We start from the raw sequence: 22,428 nt of genomic DNA on the forward strand, positions 1-22,428 counted from the left end.
CTGTAGGAGTCGGGCTTGCCCGCGATGGGGCCAGTGAATCAACTAAAGATCTAGCGCTCGTGCAGCGCCTCGGCCCGCGCCTTGATGATCGGCTTGATCAGATAGCTGAGAATGGTCTTCTTGCCGGTAATGATGTCCACCGAGGCCACCATCCCAGGAATGATCAGCAACGGCTTTTCATCGGTACCCAGGTGGCTGCGGTCGGTGCGCAGCTTGATGAGGTAGTAGGTAGTTTTCTTGTCTTCGTCGGTAATGGTATCGGCGCCGATCTGCTCCAGCTTGGCCTTCATCCCGCCGTAGATGGTGTAGTCATAGGCGGTAAATTTCACCGTCGCTTCCTGCCCCGGGTGCAGGAACGCGATGTCCTGCGGGCGGATCTTCGCCTCGACCAGCAAGGTGTCGTCCAGCGGTACGATTTCCACCAGGTCGCTGCCTGGCTGGATAACCCCGCCGATGGTATTGACCAGCAACTTGTTGACGATACCGCGCACCGGCGAAGTGACCAGCGTGCGGCTGACCCGGTCTTCCAGGGCCTTGCCGGTGGCCTGGGCCTTGTTCAGATCGGTGCGTGCTTCATTGAGCTGGGTCAGGGCATCGCTACGGAACTTGCCGCGGGTTTCGTCGATCTTGCGCTGTACTTCCTTGATCGCCGATTCGGCTCGCGGAATAGCCAGGGTGGTGGCGTCGAGCTGGCCACGGGTCTCCGCTTCGGCACGCCTGAGGCGCAGGACTTCCACCGGGGATACCGCGCCCTGGGCCACCAACGGCTCGGACATGTTGATTTCCTGACGCTGGAAGCCCAATTGCTGGCGATACTGCGCCTGCTTGGAGGTGAATTCGCGCAGCTCTTGCTGGCGCTGGATCAGTTGCTCCTGCAAGCCGCCAATCTCGTCATGCAACTGCTGGCGGCGGCTGATATAGAGCGACTCTTCGCTCTTGGCCTGACCCGGCACGGCCTTGAGCACATCCTCGGGGAAGTTCAGCGGGCGATCATCGACTTCGGCGCTCAAGCGCTCGACCCGCAGCACCATCGACATCCGGTCGGCCTCGGTTTCGCCGACGTTCGAAGCAAATCGCGTGTCGTCCAGGCGAAGCAGCGGTGCGCCAGCTTCGACGATCTGGCCTTCCTTGACGAACAGTTCTGAGACGATACCGCCTTCAAGGTTCTGGATTTTCTGGATCTTCGACGAGGGAATCGCCTTGCCGTCGCCCTTGGTCACTTCGTCGATGACCGCGAAGTTGGCCCAGAGCATCAGGAATACAAAGAACGCGATGATCGCCCAGATCGTCAGCCGTACCACCCGTGGCGCATCCTCGATCAGCGCCTTGTTGACCTCCGGCAGCGGCTGGCCCTGCAGCGAAGCAGAGCCTTTGAAGTAGCGAAGGATCGAACCCTTACCCGACTTAAGCAACACTGATCTGCCCCTTCTTCAACGCTTCCATCACCGCGGCTTTCGGGCCATCGGCGAGTATCTGCCCGCGGTCGATCACGATCAGTCGATCGACCAGCGACAACAGCGATGCCCGGTGCGTCACCAGCACCATGGTCTTGTTCTCGATCACCGCCGCCAGGCGCTGCTTGAGGCGCTCTTCGCCAGTGTTATCCATGGCACTGGTCGGCTCGTCGAGCAGCAGGATCGGCGGGTTGAGCAACAGTGCACGGGCCAGGGCAACGTTCTGCCGTTGACCGCCGGAAAGGTTCTGCCCGCGCTCACCCACTTGCAGCTCATAACCCTGCGGATGCAGGCGCGCATATTCGTGGACACCGGCCAGCTCGGCCGCTTGCAGCACCAGTTCGTCCTCGACATACCGCGCGCCGGAAACCAGGTTGTCGCGCAAGGTGCCGGCGAGCAACTGAATGTCCTGAGGCACGTAGCCGATGTTGTAACGCAGCTCGCTGACGTCGATCTGACGGATATCCACACCATCGACCAACAGCGAGCCGTCATCCGGCTGATACAGCCCCACCAGCAATTTCGCCAGCGAGCTCTTGCCCGAGCCGCTTCGACCAATGATCCCGACTTTCTCGCCGGGAAGAATCGACAGGTTGATGTTCTTCAGCGCCGGGTTCTGCTGTTGCGGGTAGGTGAAGTTGAGCTGGCGGCACTCAATACCGCCCTGCAGCACCTTGCGGCTGAGCGGACGCTCCTCGAAATTGCGCTCCTGGGGCAGCTCCATCATCTGGTCGACCGAGGTCATGGTCACCCGCGCCTGCTGATAGCGGGTCAACAACCCGGACAATGACGCCAGCGGGCTGAGCGCACGGCCACTAAGCATGTAGCAAGCCACCAGGCCACCCATGCTCAGGTGACCGTCGATGATCTGGTACACGCCGAAGACGATCATGATCACCCCGGCCAGCTGCTGGATCAGCAAGGTGATGTTCATCGCCAGGCCGGACAGCATCTTCACCCGCAACTCAAGGCGGCTGAGGGTGCCGATGGTCTGTTCCCACTGATACTGGCGTTCGCTTTCGGCGTTGTTGACCTTCACCGCATCCAGGCCAGCCAGGGTTTCGATCAGGCTCGACTGCCGCTCGGCCCCCAGCGCCATGGTCCGCTCCATGGTCGCCACCAGGGGTTTCTGCAGGGCGTAGCCGATGGCCAGGGCAATCGGGAATGCCAGCACCGGGATCCACACCAGATGCCCGCCGAGGATCGCGATGACGAGGAAAATCAGGAGGGTGAACGGCAGGTCGATCAGGCTGGTGAGCGTCAGCGAGGCGAGGAAATCGCGCAGGCTCTGGAACTCATGGATGTTCTGGGCAAAGCTGCCGACCCGCGCCGGCCGGTACTTCATGGCCATGCCGACGATGCGCTCGAACAGCGTGGCCGAGATGATCAGGTCGGTTTTCTTGCCGGCCAGATCCAGGCACAGGCTGCGCAGGCTTTTCAGGATCAGGTCGAAGAGATAGGCGCCAGAGATGCCGAGCGCCAGCACCCACAACGTCGCCTCAGCCTGGTTCGGCACGACGCGGTCGTAGACGTTCATCACGAACAATGGCGCGGCCATGGCAATGATGTTGATCAGGAAACTGGCGGCGATGGCGTCGGCGTACAGCCAGCGCGAACGCTTGAGGGTGTCGCGGAACCACGAGCGCGCACGCGGGATCAGCGTGCCGTGATTGACGTCGAATTTGTGCTGGGGCTGGGCGAAAAAGACCTTGCCGGTGTAGTCGTCAGCCAGCAGCTCGCGGCTGACCAGGGATTCGCCGCCATCGCTTTCGCTGAGCAGCACCCGCACCTGATCTTCGCCTTGCCAGCCAAGCAGGACGGCACTGCGACCGTCCTTGAGCAGCAACAATGCCGGCATGGCAATCGCCGGAATATCTTCCAGCTTGCGTTGCAGCACCCGACCTTGCAGCCCCGCGCGAGCGGCCGCACGTGGCAGCAACTCGACACTCAAGCGTTGCTCGGGCAGCGGCAGGCCGGTGGTGAGCATTGCCGCGCTGGCAGGCTTCTGGTGCAGCATGCAAAGAGCGAGCAGGCCATCCAGTAGCGGATCGTCATGCAACGCGCGCGGATCATGAATGAGTTGAACCCGACTGACTTCTGATTCCACGCTCGGCACTCTTGGCTAACAATTGAACAATGAAGGTCCTACTCAATTCATACCGGGCAATTGGACCTTGGGCTTCACGTCGTTCTGCACAACGGATGCCAATGGTGCGACCACTCCCTGGCTCTTGAGCAACTCGCCCATGGTCGCCTTGATTCGGTACTGAGTAAATAACTGAATGTTCTTGATCTCCGCCAGGCGGCGAGAAGAGCTGAACAGTTCGTTCTCGCTGTCGAGCAAATCCAGCAGGGTGCGCTCGCCAAGGCTGAACTGACGCTGATAAGCGGTACGCACGGCGGTGCTATGATCGACGTATTGCTGGGCGATCGGCACCTGCGCGTTGGCATTGTTCAGGGCGTTCCAGGCCAGGCCCAGTTCTTCATTCAATTGGCGCAAGGCGTTGTTGCGGATATCCAGCGCCTGGTTCGACAGGTAGGACTTGGATTCCAGATCAGCCTTGTTGCTGCCGCCGGAATACAGGTTGAAGCGCATGCGCAGCATGGCTTGCCATTCGTTGTTGTGAGCGTTCTGGCCATCAATGTCGTTGTCCGCGGTACGACCCAACTCAGCATCGAAGCGTGGGTAGAACGTCGACTTGGCCGTGTCGTACTGCTTCTCTGCAGCGGCGATATCGGATTCGGCCGAGCGCAGGATCGGGCTGTTTTCCAGCATCTGCGCGCGGGCTTCATTCAGATTGGCCGGCATCAGCGCCAAGAAACTCGCCGGGCGCTCCAGTTGTTCGGGCATCTGGCCGACCGCCGAGAGGTAGTTGGTTTCGGCATCAGCCAGATTGGTCTGCTCGGTGATCAGGTTGTTGCGCGCCTGGGCCATCCGCGCCTCCGCCTGATCGAGGTCGGCGCCGCTGCCGACGCCGCGCTGGGTGCGCAGCTGGATCTGGTCGTAAATGCGTTGGTGGCTCTTGAGGTTGTCCTCGGCCAGACGCACGAACTCACGACGGGTCAGCACGTCGAGATAAACCTGGGCCACGGTCAACCCGGTACGCTCGGAAGTACTCAGCAGCGAATAGGCGCGGGAGTTGACGGTGGCTTGTTGACGCCCTACTTCGCTGGACGTCGCAAAACCGTCAAAGACCATTTGGGTCAGTCGCAAGCTCGACTCGCTGCGATTCAGGGTTTCGTAGTGGTTGTTGCTGCCGTCCCGCGTTGTCACGCTATCGGTACCTTCACGACCATAACCGCCCAGCAGCTCGACCCGTGGCAAGTACCCACCCTTCGCAGCCTTCAACTGATAATCGGCAGCCAGTCGGCTGTTGACGCCAGCCTGGACCTCCGGATGGACATCCAGCGCTTGTTGCATGGCTTCTGGTAAGGATTGCGCCTGGACGAAAGACGCGGCGAGGGCGAAAGGTATAGCCATGAACAAAGGCGAACGCATTGTAGGAATTTCCCAGGACTTCTTGTCTTGAATCACGGCTGAAAAACGCGCCGTGTCGGAAGATGGCAAGCCGAATGACCGTATGTCGGAAAGTTCAAAAGCGGAACTGGATCACATACCGAGGACAGGGTCACAGCTCAAATATCAATGTGACATTACTGGGACGATTGTTTAGGATGGCCTCAAGAAGGTCAATAGTTTGGCATAAAGTTAATAGCGAAAAAATATAGCCAAATTATTGACGAATTGATGCGTCAAACTTGTGCATCTATTTTGCAATGTACGTCCAGACTGGTCGGCGCAAACGCCATCAGGCCTATGGAAGTCAACTGAACGTGACACCCCGGAGAGTCTTCAATGAGCAGTGTTGTGGCCATCGTCAAAAGCATTGTCGGTCAAGTTTTCGTGGTGTCCCCAGAGGGCGTCCGCCGCGTTCTCGTTGAAGGCGACAAGCTGTTCGCCGGTGACCAGGTCGACACCGGCCTTTCCGGTGCCGTGTCCCTGGAACTGGCCGATGGCCGCACCCTCGATCTGGGCCGTGACACTCAGTGGAGCGCCGGTGCTCCGGACTCCAGTGCTGACCTGGCAGCAGCCACCGCACAAGCCGCGCCTTCGGTAGAAGAACTGCAACAAGCCATCGCCGCCGGTGCTGACCCGACAAAAGACCTTGAAGCCACCGCTGCAGGCCCGACGGCGGCAGGCTCTGCTGGCGGTGCCGCCGGGGGCGGTCACAGCTTCGTGATGCTCGACGCCACCGCTGGCCGCGTCGACCCGACTATTGGCTTCCCAACCAACGGCCCTGATTCCACTGCTACCCCCACTACGCTCGATACCGGCAACCAGACCACCACGACCGTTACGAATGGCGCGACCGTCAATGCTCCGAGCGTACTGACCGCTGATACGGGCACCCTGGCCGAAGACAGCGTCGCAACGGGCAACGTACTGACCAACGATAGCGATGCCCAGACGCCGCTCAGCGTCACCGGCTTCACCATCGCCGGCGTGACCGGCAGCTTCACCGCAGGCCAGACAGCGACCATCGTCGGCGTCGGTACGTTGACCATCGGTGCCGATGGCAACTACACCTTTACTCCAGACGCCAACTACAACGGTGCTGTACCGCAAGTTACGTACACCACCAACACCGGCTCCAGCAGCACACTGGATCTCACCGTGACGGCGGTCGATGATCCAAGCGTTTTGACTGCCGACACCCAAGTCACTGCTGAAGACACCGCTGCGATCGGCAACGTGCTGAGCAACGACAGCGATATCGACAACGTGCTGAGCGTGGTTACTTTCACCATTGACGGCGTCAATGGCACGTTCACCGCGGGCCAGACTGCGACCATCGCCAATGTCGGTACCCTGGTCATTGGTGCCAATGGCGCCTACACCTTTACCCCAGACGCCAATTACAACGGCAGCGTGCCAACGGTCAGCTACACCGTCACCGACGGTTCGGGCACCGACGTCACTTCGACCCTGAACATCAACGTCACCCCGGTCGACGACAGCTTCACCGACATCAGCGAAAACGTGAGCACCGCAGAAGACACGGCCGTCACCGGCAGCGTCCTCACTGGCACGAGCAGCGTTGATGGCCCGGTCAGTGTGGTCAACTTCACAATCGGTGAAACCACCTACGCCGCTGGCAGCACGGCCACCATTGCCAACGTCGGTACCCTGGTGATCGGCGCAAACGGTTCTTACATCTTTACCCCGGCCGAGAATTACAACGGTACGGTGCCAACCGTGAGCTACACCGTCACTGACGGCTCGGGCAGCAACGTCACTTCGACGCTGAACATCAACGTCACCCCGGTCGATGACAGCTTCACCGACATCAGCGAACGCGTGACCACCAACGAAGACACCGCCGTGACCGGCAGCGTCCTCACTGGCACGAGCAGCGTCGATGGCCCGGTCAGCGTGGTTAACTTCACCATTGGTGAAACCACCTACGCCGCTGGCAGCACAGCCACTATCGCCAATGTCGGCACCCTCGTGATCGGCGCCAACGGGACTTACACCTTTACTCCGGACGCCAACTACAACGGCAGCGTGCCGACGGTCAGCTACACCGTCACCGACGGTTCGGGCACCGACGTCACCTCGACGCTGAATATCAGCGTCACGCCGGTCGACGACAGCTTCATCGATGCCAGTGAAAGCGTGACCACCAACGAAGACACCGCCGTAACCGGCAGCGTCCTCACTGGCACGAGCAGCGTTGACGGTCCGGTCAGTGTGGTCAATTTCAGCATTGGCGAAACCACCTACGCCGCTGGCCAGACCGCGACCATTGCCAATGTCGGCACCCTGGTGATCGGCGCCAACGGCGCTTACACCTTCACGCCTGCCGAGAATTACAACGGCACGGTGCCAACCGTGAACTACACCGTCACTGACGGCTCGGGCAGCAATGTCACCTCGACCCTGAATATCAACGTCACCCCGGTCGATGACAGCTTCACCGACATCAGCGAAAGCGTGACCACCAGCGAAGACACCGCCGTGACCGGCAGCGTCCTCACTGGCACGAGCAGCGTTGACGGCCCGGTCAGCGTGGTTAATTTCACCATTGGTGAAACCACCTACGCCGCAGGCCAGACCGCAACCATTACCAACGTCGGCACCCTGGTGATTGGCGTAAACGGTTCTTACATCTTCACGCCTGCCGAGAATTACAACGGTACGGTGCCAACCGTGAGCTACACCGTCACTGACGGCTCCGGCAGCAACGTCACTTCGACCCTGAACATCAACGTCACCCCGGTCGACGACAGCTTCACCGACATCAGCGAAAACGTGAGCACCGCAGAAGACACGGCCGTCACCGGCAGTGTGTTGACGGGCACCTCGAGCGTCGATGGCCCGGTCAGCGTGGTCAATTTCACCATCGGTGAAACCACCTACGCCGCTGGCAGCACGGCCACCATTGCCAACGTCGGTACCCTGGTGATCGGCGCTAACGGCTCTTACACCTTCACGCCTGCCGAGAATTACAACGGCACGGTGCCGACGGTGAGCTACACCGTCACCGACGGTTCCGGCACTAACGTCACCTCAACCTTGAACATCAGCGTGACGCCGGTCGACGACAGCTTCACCGACATCAGCGAAAGCGTGACCACCAGCGAAGACACCGCCGTGACCGGCAGCGTCCTCACTGGCACCTCGAGCGTCGACGGACCAGTCAGCGTGGTGAACTTCACCATCGACGGCGTCAATGGCACTTTCACAGCGGGCCAGACTGCAACCATCGCCAACGTCGGTACCCTGGTCATTGGTGCCAATGGCGCCTACACCTTTACCCCAGACGCCAATTACAACGGCAGCGTGCCAACGGTCAGCTACACGGTCACCGACGGTTCGGGCACCGACGTCACCTCGACCCTGAACATCAGCGTCACCCCGGTCGACGACAGCTTCATCGATGCCAGTGAAAGCGTGACCACCAACGAAGACACCGCCGTAACCGGCAGCGTCCTCACTGGCACGAGCAGCGTTGACGGCCCGGTCAGTGTGGTCAATTTCAGCATTGGCGAAACCACCTACGCCGCTGGCCAGACCGCGACCATTGCCAATGTCGGCACCCTGGTGATCGGCGCCAACGGCGCTTACACCTTCACGCCTGCCGAGAATTACAACGGCACGGTGCCAACCGTGAACTACACCGTCACTGACGGCTCGGGCAGCAATGTCACCTCGACCCTGAATATCAACGTCACCCCGGTCGATGACAGCTTCACCGACATCAGCGAAAGCGTGACCACCAGCGAAGACACCGCCGTGACCGGCAGCGTCCTCACTGGCACGAGCAGCGCTGACGGCCCGGTCAGCGTGGTTAATTTCACCATTGGTGAAACCACCTACGCCGCAGGCCAGACCGCAACCATCGCCAACGTCGGCACTCTGGTGATCGGCGCTAACGGTGCTTACACCTTTACCCCGGCCGAGAATTACAACGGCACAGTGCCGACGGTGAGCTACACCGTCACTGACGGTTCGGGCACCGACGTCACCTCAACCCTGAACATCAACGTCACCCCGGTCGACGACAGCTTCACCGACATCAGTGAAAGCGTGACCACCAACGAAGACACCGCCGTGACTGGCAGCGTCCTCACGGGCACGAGCAGCGTTGACGGCCCGGTCAGCGTAGTTAATTTCACCATTGGTGATACCACCTACACCGCTGGCAGCACCGCGACCATCGCCAACGTCGGCACCCTAGTGATTGGCGCAAACGGCGCTTACACCTTCACACCGGCCGAGAATTACAACGGCACAGTGCCGACGGTGAGCTACACCGTCACTGACGGTTCGGGCACCGACGTCACCTCAACCCTGAACATCAACGTCACTCCGGTCGACGACAGCTTCACCGACATCAGTGAAAGCGTGACCACCAACGAAGACACCGCCGTGACTGGCAGCGTCCTCACGGGCACGAGCAGCGTTGACGGCCCGGTCAGCGTAGTTAATTTCACCATTGGTGATACCACCTACACCGCTGGCAGCACCGCGACCATCGCCAACGTCGGCACCCTAGTGATTGGCGCAAACGGCGCTTACACCTTCACACCGGCCGAGAATTACAACGGCACGGTGCCAACGGTGAGCTACACCGTGACCGACGGCTCGGGCAGCAATGTCACCTCAACCCTGACCATCAACGTCACGCCGGTCGATGACAGCTTCACCGACATCAGCGAAAGCGTGACGACCGCTGAAGACACCGCCGTGACCGGCAGCGTCCTCACTGGCACCTCGAGCGTCGACGGCCCGGTCAGCGTGGTTAACTTCACCATCGGTGAAACCACCTACGCCGCTGGCAGCACAGCCACCATCGCTAACGTCGGCACCCTGGTGATTGGTGCAAACGGTTCTTACATCTTTACCCCGGCCGAGAATTACAACGGTACGGTGCCAACCGTGAGCTACACCGTCACTGACGGCTCGGGCAGCAACGTCACTTCGACGCTGAACATCAACGTCACCCCGGTCGATGACAGCTTCACCGACATCAGCGAAAACGTGAGCACCGCAGAAGACACGGCCGTCACCGGCAGTGTGTTGACGGGCACCTCGAGCGTCGATGGCCCGGTCAGCGTGGTCAATTTCACCATCGGTGAAACCACCTACGCCGCCGGCCAGACCGCAACCATTACCAACGTCGGTACCCTGGTCATTGGCGCCAACGGCGCTTACACCTTCACGCCTGCCGAGAATTACAACGGCACGGTGCCAACCGTGAGCTACACCGTCACTGACGGCTCGGGCAGCAATGTCACCTCGACCTTGAACATCAGCGTCACGCCGGCCGACGACAACTTCACCGACATCAGCGAACGCGTGACCACCGCAGAAGACACCGCCGTGACCGGCAGCGTCCTCACCGGCACCTCGAGCGTCGACGGGCCGGTCAGCGTGGTGAACTTCACCATCGGTGAAACCACCTACGTCGCCGGCAGCACGGCCACCATCGCCAACGTCGGCACCTTGGTCATCGGCGCCAACGGCGCTTACACCTTCAGCCCAGACGCCAACTACAACGGCAGCGTGCCGACGGTGAGCTACACGGTCACCGACGGTTCGGGCACCAACGTCACCTCGACCCTGAACATCAGCGTCACCCCGGTCGACGACAGCTTCATCGACGCTAGCGAACGCGTGAGCACCGCCGAAGACACCGCCGTGACTGGCAGCGTCCTCACTGGCACCTCGAGCGTCGATGGCCCGGTCAGCGTGGTTAACTTCAGCATCGACGGCGTTACCGGCACTTTCACAGCGGGCCAGACCGCAACCATTACCAACGTCGGCACTCTGGTGATCGGCGCGAACGGGGCTTACACCTTCACCCCAGACGCCAACTACAACGGCCCAGTGCCGACGGTCAGCTACACCGTCACCGACGGTTCCGGCACCAACGTCACCTCGACCCTGAACATCAGCGTCACCCCGGTCGACGACAGCTTCATCGACGCTAGCGAACGCGTGAGCACCGCCGAAGACACCGCCGTGACCGGCAGCGTCCTCACTGGCACCTCGAGCGTCGACGGCCCGGTCAGCGTGGTTAACTTCAGCATCGACGGCGTTACCGGCACTTTCACAGCGGGCCAGACCGCAACCATTACCAACGTCGGCACTCTGGTGATCGGCGCAAATGGTGCTTACACCTTCACCCCAGACGCCAACTACAACGGCCCAGTGCCGACGGTCAGCTACACCGTCACCGACGGTTCCGGCACCGACGTCACCTCGACCCTGAACATCAGCGTCACCCCGGTCGACGACAGCTTCACCGACATCAGCGAACGCGTGACTACCAACGAAGACACGGCCGTCAGCGGCAGTGTGTTGACGGGCACCTCGAGCGTCGATGGCCCGGTCAGCGTGGTCAATTTCACCATCGGTGAAACCACCTACGCCGCTGGCCAGACCGCAACCATCGCCAACGTCGGCACCTTGGTCATCGGCGCCAACGGCGCTTACACCTTCACGCCTGCCGAGAATTACAACGGCACGGTGCCAACCGTGAGCTACACCGTCACTGACGGCTCCGGCAGTAACGTCACCTCGACCCTGAACATCAGCGTCACCCCGGTCGATGACAACTTCACCGACGCTAGCGAACGCGTGACCACCGCCGAAGACACCGCCGTCAGCGGCAGCGTCCTCACTGGCACGAGCAGCGTCGACGGCCCGGTCAGCGTGGTCAATTTCACCATCGGTGAAACCACCTACGCCGCTGGCAGCACGGCCACCATCGCCAACGTCGGTACCCTGGTGATCGGCGCAAATGGTGCTTACACCTTCACCCCAGACGCCAACTACAACGGCCCAGTGCCGACGGTGAGCTACACCGTCACCGACGGTTCCGGCACCGACGTCACCTCGACCCTGAACATCAGCGTCACCCCGGTCGACGACAGCTTCACCGACATCAGCGAACGCGTGACCACCGCTGAAGACACCGCCGTCAGCGGCAGTGTGTTGACGGGCACCTCGAGCGTCGATGGCCCGGTCAGCGTGGTCAATTTCACCATCGGTGAAACCACCTACGCCGCTGGCAGAACGGCCACCATCGCCAACGTCGGTACCCTGGTGATCGGCGCGAATGGTGCTTATACCTTCACGCCTGCCGAAAATTACAACGGCACAGTACCGACGGTGAACTACACCGTCACCGACGGTTCCGGCACCGACGTCACCTCGACCCTGAACATCAGCGTCACCCCGGTCGATGACAGCTTCACCGACATCAGCGAACGCGTGAGCACCGCTGAAGACACCGCCGTCAGCGGCAGCGTCCTCACTGGCACGAGCAGCGTCGACGGCCCGGTCAGCGTGGTTAACTTCAGCATCGACGGCGTTACTGGCACTTTCACAGCGGGCCAGACCGCAACCATTACCAACGTCGGTACCCTGGTGATCGGCACCAACGGGACTTACACCTTTACCCCGGACGCCAATTACAACGGCACGGTGCCGACCGTGAGCTACACCGTCACCGACGGTTCGGGCACGGACGTCACCTCGACCCTGACCATCAACGTCACGCCGGTCGATGACAGCTTCACCGACATCAGCGAACGCGTGACCACCGCCGAAGACACCGCCGTCAGCGGCAGCGTCCTCACCGGCACCTCGAGCGTCGACGGCTCAGTCAGCGTGGTTAACTTCACCATCGGTGATACAACCTACGCCGCTGGCCAGACCGCAACCATTACCAACGTCGGTACCCTGGTGATCGGCACCAATGGGACTTACACCTTCACCCCGGCCGAAAATTACAACGGCACGGTACCAACCGTCAGCTACACCGTCACCGACGGCTCCGGCACGGATGTCACCTCGACCCTGAACATCAGCGTCACCCCGGTCGATGACAGCTTCACCGACATCAGCGAACGCGTGACCACCGCAGAAGACACCGCCGTCAGCGGCAGCGTCCTCACCGGCACGAGCAGCGTTGACGGCCAGGTCAGCGTGGTGAACTTCAGCATCGACGGCATTACTGGCACTTTCAACGCCGGCCAGACCGCGACCATTGCCAACGTTGGCACCCTTGTCATCGGCGCCAACGGCGCTTATACCTTCACGCCTGCCGAAAATTACAACGGCACGGTACCGACCGTGAGCTACACCGTCACCGACGGTTCGGGCACCGACGTCACCTCGACCCTGACCATCAACGTCACCCCGGTCGATGACAGCTTCACCGACATCAGCGAACGCGTAACCACCGCCGAAGACACCGCCGTGACTGGCAGCGTCCTCACGGGCACGAGCAGCGTCGATGGACCAGTCAGCGTGGTGAACTTCACCATTGGTAATACCACCTACACCGCTGGTCAGTCCGCAACCATTACCAACGTCGGCACCCTGGTCATCGGCACCAACGGCGCTTACACCTTCACCCCAGACGCCAACTACAACGGCACAGTGCCAACGGTCAGCTACACCGTCACCGACGGCTCGGGCAGCAATGTCACCTCGACCCTGAACATCAGCGTCACCCCGGTCGACGACAGCTTCACCGACGCCAGCGAGCGCGTGACCACCAACGAAGACACCGCCGTGACTGGCAGCGTCCTCACGGGCACGAGCAGCGTTGACGGCCCGGTCAGCGTAGTTAATTTCACCATTGGTGATACCACCTACACCGCTGGTCAGTCCGCAACCATTACCAACGTCGGCACCCTGGTCATCGGCACCAACGGCGCTTACACCTTCACCCCAGACGCCAACTACAACGGCACAGTGCCAACGGTCAGCTACACCGTCACCGACGGCTCGGGCAGCAATGTCACCTCGACCCTGAACATCAGCGTCACCCCGGTCGACGACAGCTTCACCGACGCCAGCGAGCGCGTGACCACCGCCGAAGACACCGCCGTGACCGGCAGCGTCCTCACCGGCACCTCGAGCGTCGACGGCCCCGTCAGCGTGGTGAACTTCACCATCGGTGAAACCACCTACGCCGCCGGCCAGACCGCAACCATTGCCAACGTCGGCACTCTGGTGATCGGCACCAACGGCGCTTACACCTTCACCCCGGCCGAGAATTACAACGGCACAGCGCCGACCGTGAGCTACACCGTCACCGACGGTTCGGGCACCGACGTCACCTCGACCCTGAATATCAGCGTGACGCCGGTCGACGATAACTTCACCGACATCAGCGAACGCGTAACCACCGCCGAAGACACCGCCGCCAGCGGCAGCGTCCTCACTGGCACGAGCAGCGTCGACGGCCCGGTCAGCGTGCTCAACTTCACCATCGGTGAAACCACCTACGCCGCCGGTACCACCGCCACCATCGCCAACGTCGGCACCCTGGTCATCGGCACCAACGGGACTTACACCTTTACCCCGGCCACCAACTACAACGGCACGGTGCCAACCGCCAGCTACACCGTCACCGACGGTTCGGGCAGCAATGTCACCTCGACCCTGAACATCAGCGTCACCCCGGTCGATGACCCGAGTGTCCTGGTCGCGGATACCAAGACCGTCGATGAAGACCACGCTGCAACCGGCAACGTGCTTGGCAATGACATCGATGTCGATAACGCTCTGAGTGTCGCGACATTCACCATACAAGGCGTCCCCGGCTCCTTTACCGCGGGTCAAGTCGCGACTATCACCGGCGTCGGTACGGTGACTATCGCCACCAACGGCGATTACAGTTTCACCCCTGCCGCAAACTGGAACGGCGCGGTTCCACAGGTCAGCTACACCACCAACACCAACTCCACCAGCACGCTGGACATCACGGTCAACCCGGTCAACGACGCTCCGACCGTTAACTCCACCTCGGCCAGGGGTGATGAAGATCATGTGATCGCCGTGCAGCTCGGCGGCAGTGACATTGACGGCAGCGTCAACCACTTCACCCTGACCAGCCTGCCGGCCAATGGCAAGTTTTACGCAGACGCCGCCGGGACCATCGAGCTCACCAGCAGCAGCGTGATCTCCGCGACGGCCAATGGCGCGACGGTTTACTTCAAGCCCACCGGCGACTGGAGTGGCACCACCAGCTTCACCTACAGCTCGACCGACAACGGGGGCATGCCTTCTGCCAATTCGGCGACCGGCACCATCGTCGTTGCGCCAGTGACCGATACCCCGAGCCTGTCGCTGACCGGTGGCGGCATGGTTGCCTCGACCGACTTCCAGGAAGTCGCTGTGAGCGGTTCGACCATCGACCTCGATGTCAGCAAGCTCGGCAACGGCGTCTGGCACACTGATAACCGCGGGGGCGCGGTCGAAATCGGCAAGGCCAGCGTCTACGGTGCCGGTGGCGATAACCAGGTCATCGAACTTGAGCGCAATACCGGTGATGCGAGCAACCTCTACACCACTATCGATGCGAAGGCCGGCACCACGTACAACGTGTCGCTCGACTATGCACCGCGTGCCGGCGTAGATAATTCGCTGATCAACGTGTACTGGGGCGGCCAGCTCATTGGCACCCTGAACACCTCGACCCCGGGCATGCAGCACTACAGCTTCGACGTTCCGGTCACTGCCGATGGCAACCAGAAACTCGAGTTCCGCGCCGGGGACAGCAACAGCCTGGGCGGCGTGCTGGACAACATCAATGTCACTCAGGTGCTCAACTCGGGCCTTGAAGACAACGCGATCCTGTTGTCCACCATCCAGGCCCACACCAATGACGTCGACGGTTCGGAAACGCTAACCCTCACACTGAGCGGCTTGCCGGCGGGTACCAAGCTCACCGATGGCACCCACATCTTCAATGCTGCCGACGGCTCGACGTCGGTGGACATTACGGGTTGGAACCTGGCCACGCTCAAGCTGACACCGCCGACGAACTTCAATGGCGACATCCCCCTGACCGTGACGGCCACTGCCAAAGACGGCGATGCCCCAAGCGCCAGCACCTCGCTGCCACTGGTGGTGCACGTTGCTCCCGTCGATGACGCCAGCGTGCTGCAGGCGGACAGGATCACCGTCGAAGAAGATCACAACGCGGTCGGCAACGTGCTGACCAACGACCACGATGTCGATAATGTCCTGAGCGTCGCAAGCTTCAGCGTGAACGGAGTGTCTGGCACTTTCAGCGCTGGTCATACCGCGACCATCGCGGGTGTCGGTACGCTGATCATTGGCAGCAACGGCGACTACACCTTCAAGCCGGCTGCCGACTGGAATGGCGATGTTCCACAGGTGACATACACCACCAATACCGGCTCGAGCAGTTCGCTGAACATCAGCGTTACGCCGGTCAACGACAACTTCACCGACGCTAACGAAACGCCCTCCACACTGGAAGACACCGCCCTCAGTGGCAGCGTCCTTACCGGCACGAGCAGCGTCGACGGCCCGGTCAGCGTGGTCAACTTCACCATTGGTGATACCACCTACGCCGCTGGCAGCACGGCAACCATCGCCAACGTCGGCACCCTGGTGATCGCGGCGAACGGTGCCTATACCTTTACTCCGGCCGCCAACTACAACGGCACGGTGCCGACTGTCACCTACACCGTCACCGACGGTTCGGGACCCAACGACACCTCGACCCTGAACATCAGCGTTACGCCAGTCAACGACAACTTCAGCGACGTCAGCGAAACGGTCTCGACCCTGGAAGACACCGCCCTCAGCGGCAGCGTCCTTACTGGTACGAGCAGCGTCGACGGCCCGGTCAGCGTGGTCAACTTCACCATCGGTGCGACCACTTACACCGCCGGCACCACGGCGACCATCGCCAACGTTGGTACCTTGGTGATCGCGGCGAACGGGGCCTACACCTTCACCCCGGCTGCCAACTACAACGGCACGGTGCCGACCGTCACCTACACCGTCACCGACGGTTCGGGCCCTAACGACACTTCGACCCTGAACATCAGCGTCACGCCGGTCGACGACAGCTTCAGCGATGCCAGCGAAACGGTATCGACCCTGGAAGACACTGCCTTGAGCGGCAGTGTCCTCAGCGGCACCTCGAGCGTCGATGGCCCGGTCAGCGTGGTCAACTTCACTATCGACGGTGTGACTGGCACGTTTACCGCCGGCCAGACCGCGACCATCGCCAATGTTGGCACCCTGGTCATCGGCGCTAACGGCGCTTACACCTTCACACCGGCTGCCAACTACAACGGCACGGTGCCAACGGTCACCTACACCCTCACCGACGGTTCGGGAACTAACGACACCTCGACGCTGAACATCAGCGTTACGCCGGTCAACGACAACTTCAGCGACGCTAACGAAACGGTCTCGACCCTGGAAGACACCGCCCTCACCGGCAGCGTCCTCACTGGCACGAGCAGCGTTGACGGCCCGGTCAGCGTGGTCAACTTCACCGTCGGTGCGACCACTTACACCGCCGGCACCACGGCGACCATCGCCAATGTCGGTACCCTGCTGATCGCAGCCAACGGCACCTACACCTTCACCCCGGCCGCCAACTACAACGGCACGGTGCCGACTGTTACCTACACCGTCACCGACGGTTCCGGCACAGACGACACTTCGACCCTGAACATCAGCGTCACGCCGGTCAACGACAATTTCGCTGACGCCAGCGAAACGCTATCGACCCTGGAAGACACCGCCCTCAGCGGCAGCGTCCTCACTGGCACGAGCAGCGTTGACGGTCCGGTCAGCGTGGTCAACTTCACCATCGAAGGTGTGACTGGCACCTTCACCGCCGGCCAGACCGCGACCATCGCCAATGTTGGTACCCTGGTGATCGCAGCGAACGGGGCTTACACCTTTACCCCGACCGCCAACTACAACGGCACGGTGCCGACCGTCACCTATACCGTCACCGACGGTTCGGGACCCAACGACACCTCGACCCTGAACATCAGCGTTACGCCGGTCAACGACAACTTCACCGACGCCAACGAAACGGTCTCGACTCTGGAAGACACCGCCTTGACCGGCAGCGTCCTCAGCGGCACCTCGAGCGTCGACGGACCGGTCAGCGTGGTTAACTTCACCATCGGTGAAACCACCTACTCCGCCGGCAGCATGGCAACCATTGCTAACGTCGGCACCCTGGTGATCGCAGCCAACGGGGCCTATACCTTCACCCCGTCCGCCAACTACAACGGCACGGTACCGACCGTCACCTACACCGTCACCGACGGTTCCGGCACAGACGACACGTCGACCCTGAACATCAGCGTTACGCCGGTCAACGACAACTTCACCGACATCAGCGAAAGCGTGACCACCGCTGAAGACACCGCCTTGACCGGCAGTGTCCTCAGCGGCACCTCGAGCGTTGACGGCCCGGTCAGCGTGGTCAACTTCACCATCGGTGCGACCACTTACACCGCTGGCACTACGGCGACCATCGCCAATGTCGGTACCTTGGTGATTGCGGCGAACGGCGCTTACACCTTTACCCCGGTTGCCAACTACAACGGCACGGTACCGACTGTCACCTACACCGTCACCGACGGTTCGGGACCTAACGACACCTCGACCCTGAACATCAGCGTCACTCCGGTCGACGATAGCTTCACCGACGCCAACGAAACGGTCTCGACCCTGGAAGACACCGCCCTCACCGGCAGTGTGTTGGCCGGCACCTCGAGCGTCGATGGCCCGGTCAGCGTGGAGAGCTTCACCATCGGTGATACCACCTTCGCCGCCGGCAGCACGGCAACCATCGCTAACGTCGGCACCCTGGTGATCGGTGCCAACGGCGCCTATACCTTCACACCGGCCGCCAACTACAACGGCACGGTGCCGACTGTCACCTACACCGTCACCGACGGTTCGGGACCTAACGACACCTCGACCCTGAACATCAGCGTTACGCCGGTCAACGACAACTTCAGCGACGCCAACGAAACGGCGTCGACCCTGGAAGACACCGTCCTCAGTGGCAGCGTCCTCACTGGCACGAGCAGCGTTGACGGCCCGGTCAGCGTGGTCAACTTCACCATCGACGGTGTGACTGGCACGTTTACCGCCGGCCAGACCGCGACCATCGCCAACGTCGGTACCCTGCTGATCGCAGCTAATGGGGCTTACACCTTCACCCCGACTGCCAACTACAACGGCACGGTACCGACTGTTACCTACACCGTCACCGACGGTTCCGGCACAGACGACACTTCGACCCTGAACATCAGCGTTACGCCAGTCAACGACAACTTCACCGACATCAGCGAAAGCGTGACCACCGCTGAAGACACCGTCTTGAGCGGCAGTGTCCTTACCGGCACGAGCAGCGTTGACGGCCCGGTCAGCGTGGTGAGTTTCACCATCGAAGGTGTTACAGGCACTTACAACGCCGGCCAGACCGCGACCATTGTCAACGTCGGCACCCTTGTCATTGCTGCCAACGGCGCCTATACCTTCACACCGGCCGCCAACTACAACGGCACGGTGCCAACCGTCACCTACACCGTCACCGACGGTTCGGGACCGAACGACACCTCGACCCTGAACATCAGCGTTACCCCGGTCAACGACAACTTCACCGACGCCAACGAAACGGTCTCCACCCTGGAAGATACGGCCCTCAGCGGCAGCGTGCTCACCGGTACGAGCAGCGTCGACGGCCCGGTCAGCGTGGTCAGCTTCACCATCGGTGCGACCACTTACACCGCCGGCACCACGGCGACCATCGCCAATGTCGGCACCCTGGTGATCGGCGCGAACGGTGCTTACACCTTCACCCCGGCCGCCAACTACAACGGCACGGTGCCGACCGTCACCTACACCGTCACCGACGGCTCCGGTACAGACGACACCTCGACCCTGAACATCAGCGTTACGCCGGTCAACGACAACTTCACCGACGCCAGCGAAACCGTCTCGACCCTGGAAGACACCGCCCTCACCGGCAGCGTCCTCACTGGCACGAGCAGCGTCGACGGCCCGGTCAGCGTGGTCAGTTTCACCGTCAGCGGGACCACTTACACCGCCGGCACCACGGCGACCATCGCCAATGTCGGTACCCTGCTGATCGCAGCCAACGGCGCCTACACCTTCACCCCGGCCGCCAACTACAACGGCACGGTGCCGACCGTCACCTACACCGTCACCGACGGTCTGGGACCCAACGTCACCTCGACCCTGAACATCAGCGTCACCCCGGTCGACGATCCGAGTGTGCTGGCTGCCGACCTCAAAACCTCCCTCGAGGACAAGGTCGCCACCGGCAACGTACTGACCAACGACCGCGATGTGGATAACGCCCTCACCGTGACCAAATTCACAATCGGGGGCACCGAGTACACCGCAGGGGGCACTGCCACCATCGCAAACGTGGGCAAGCTGACGCTGGGCGCCAACGGCGAATACAGCTTTACCCCGGCCGACAATTGGAGTGGCAAGGTTCCGACGGTGACCTACACCACCAATACCGGTTCAAGCACCACGCTGGACATCAGTGTGACCGCGGTTGCGGATACACCGATCGTGACCTCCTCCGCGACTCAGGTGGCCGAGAACAGCAGCATTGCGTTGGGCTTGAAGGTAACGTCGGCGGACACCGATGGCTCTGAAACCCAGACCATTACCTCGATCGGCGGCATCCCGGCAGGTGCGACCCTGACCGATGGCACGCACACCTTTACCGGCACAACCGGTAACGGCGTCGTCGACCTCAGCGGGTGGGATGTGAGCAAGTTGAGCTACACCCCGGCACCGTACGCCACCGGCACCAACACGCTGACAGTTACGGCAGTCTCGACCGAGAGCCAGGGTGATTCGGCCAGCAACACGACGCAGATTCCGATCACGATCAATCCGGCGGTGTACAACCCGCTCACTGCCACCTCAGGCAACGACACAGTCACCGGCACCAGTGGCAATGACATCGTGGTGTCGGATATCGGTGGGCTGACGGTCACACCAGGCCAGAACTACAACATCGCCTTCATGGTCGACAGTTCGGGCAGTATGGGCGACAGCGCCATGGCGGCGGCGAAGAAGTCCCTGGAAGCGGTGTTCACTTCGCTGATCGCCAGTGCGACTTCGAAAGACGCGAACCCGGGCGTTGTGAAAGTGTTCCTCGTCGACTTCGACACGACGGTCAAACAATCGATTTCGATCGACCTGTCCAGCAAGGATGCCCTGGCGAACTTGAAGTCGGTTCTCGACGGCATGAAATCGGGTGGCTACACCAACTACGAGGACGTGTTCAAGACCACCGCCAACTGGTTCTACAGCACTGATGCGAAGAGCAACCCGAACGCGATCAATCTCACCTACTTCATTACCGACGGTGAGCCGACCGCTTATACCAGCAGTGAGCAGACCAACCCGGTCGTCGTCGACTACAAGTCGAACAACGTCACGGACCTGACTCTGGACAGCCTTTTGAAGGTGGGTGACTACAAGCCTGGCTATGCGTTCTCCAAAGTGATCGACGGTGTCTCCCGCTTGTTGGTCGATGCGAGTGGCGCCGTTTACAAATGGAGTGTGGACAACAAGAACAACTGGACCTCTTCCAAGATCAGTGGCGTAACACTTCATGCGCAAGGTGACGGCACTTATGAGCTGTCGGCCAACGATGGCGATGGTTACGTTGACTGGACCAGTGCCTCGAATGCCGCAGCGGCATTTGCCCTTCTGGCGGCTGCCAACTCGACTGTTCAGGCCATCGGCCTGAACAACGATGTCAAGGAAAGCGATCTGGCCCCCTACAACACCACCGACGGCAAGCCGCTGGCCAATATCAATCCTGCGGATCTGGCCAACGCGATCCTCGGCCACAGCGAGGCCACGCTACCGGGCAAAGACACCGTCAACAGCGGTGATGGCAATGACATCATCTTCGGCGACCTGGTGAGCTTCAACAGCGTCACCGGCGAGGGTTACGCCTCGCTGCAGGCTTTTGTCGGGCTGCAAACCGGGGTCGAAACCAACCAGGTCACACCAAGCAACGTGCACCAGTACATCACCGAGCACTACACCGTGTTCGATGTGTCTGGCGCTCAAGACGGTGCCGATACACTGCTGGGCAATGCCGGCAATGACATCATCTTTGGCCAGGGCGGCGACGACAAACTCTACGGCGGCGCCGGCAATGACATCCTGCTCGGCGGGACCGGAAACGACTTGCTGGACGGTGGTGACGGCAATGACCTTCTCCTGGGCGGAAAGGGCAATGACATCCTGACTGGCGGTTCCGGTGGCGACACCTTCGTCTGGAAAGCGGGCGACACCGGTAACGACGTGATCAAGGACTTCAAGGCCAGCGAAGGTGACCGGATCGACTTGCGCGATCTGTTGCAGGGTGAAACCGGCAGCACCATCGACAACTTCCTGAAGATCTCCACGGTCGATGGCGTGTCGTCGCTGCAGGTCAGCACAACCGGCCAGTTCAACTCTGGCAACGCGGCCGCCGCCACGCCTGACGTGACGATCAAACTGGAAGGCAACAACTGGTCGAGCGCCAACCTACACAACCTGATTGCCGGTAGCGACCCGACTATCAAGATCGATCACAACAACAGCTGA

General features: G+C 61.3%; 4 protein-coding genes. 1 reads left to right on the top strand and 3 read right to left on the bottom strand.

What is annotated here, in order from left to right:
* Positions 1-50 precede the first annotated feature (50 nt).
* Genes KGA88_RS18285 through KGA88_RS18295 form a run of 3 tightly spaced genes read right to left on the bottom strand, consistent with a single transcriptional unit; the run spans position 51 to position 4,953 of the window.
* Positions 51-1,415: an HlyD family type I secretion periplasmic adaptor subunit gene (locus KGA88_RS18285; protein WP_223593306.1), complete on the bottom strand. Its 1,365-nt coding sequence runs from the start codon at positions 1,413-1,415 to the stop codon at positions 51-53.
* Positions 1,405-3,561 (bottom strand): type I secretion system permease/ATPase, encoded by a 2,157-nt coding sequence (locus KGA88_RS18290; protein WP_223593308.1) that lies wholly within the window; start codon positions 3,559-3,561, stop codon positions 1,405-1,407. Before KGA88_RS18290 ends, KGA88_RS18285 begins: the two co-directional genes overlap by 11 nt.
* Before the next feature lie 42 nt (positions 3,562-3,603).
* A complete protein-coding gene (locus KGA88_RS18295; protein WP_223593310.1) occupies positions 3,604-4,953 on the bottom strand; it encodes a TolC family outer membrane protein in 1,350 nt (449 codons plus the stop codon).
* 357 nt (positions 4,954-5,310) lie between these two features.
* Between KGA88_RS18295 and KGA88_RS18300 the strand changes: the two genes are divergently transcribed.
* Positions 5,311-22,428 carry a retention module-containing protein gene (locus KGA88_RS18300; RefSeq protein WP_317851672.1) on the top strand — a complete coding sequence of 5,706 codons (17,118 nt, stop codon included), beginning with the start codon at positions 5,311-5,313 and terminating at the stop codon, positions 22,426-22,428.

It is taken from the genome of Pseudomonas sp. A-R-19 (assembly GCF_019956575.1).
Lineage (GTDB): Bacteria > Pseudomonadota > Gammaproteobacteria > Pseudomonadales > Pseudomonadaceae > Aquipseudomonas.

What these genes read in the sequence shown, in the direction of transcription:
- KGA88_RS18295 (WP_223593310.1), bottom strand. Translation starts at nt 4,953, where the DNA reads ATGCGTTCGCCTTTGTTCATGGCTATACCTTTCGCCCTCGCCGCGTCT.
- KGA88_RS18300 (WP_317851672.1), top strand. Translation starts at nt 5,311, where the DNA reads ATGAGCAGTGTTGTGGCCATCGTCAAAAGCATTGTCGGTCAAGTTTTC.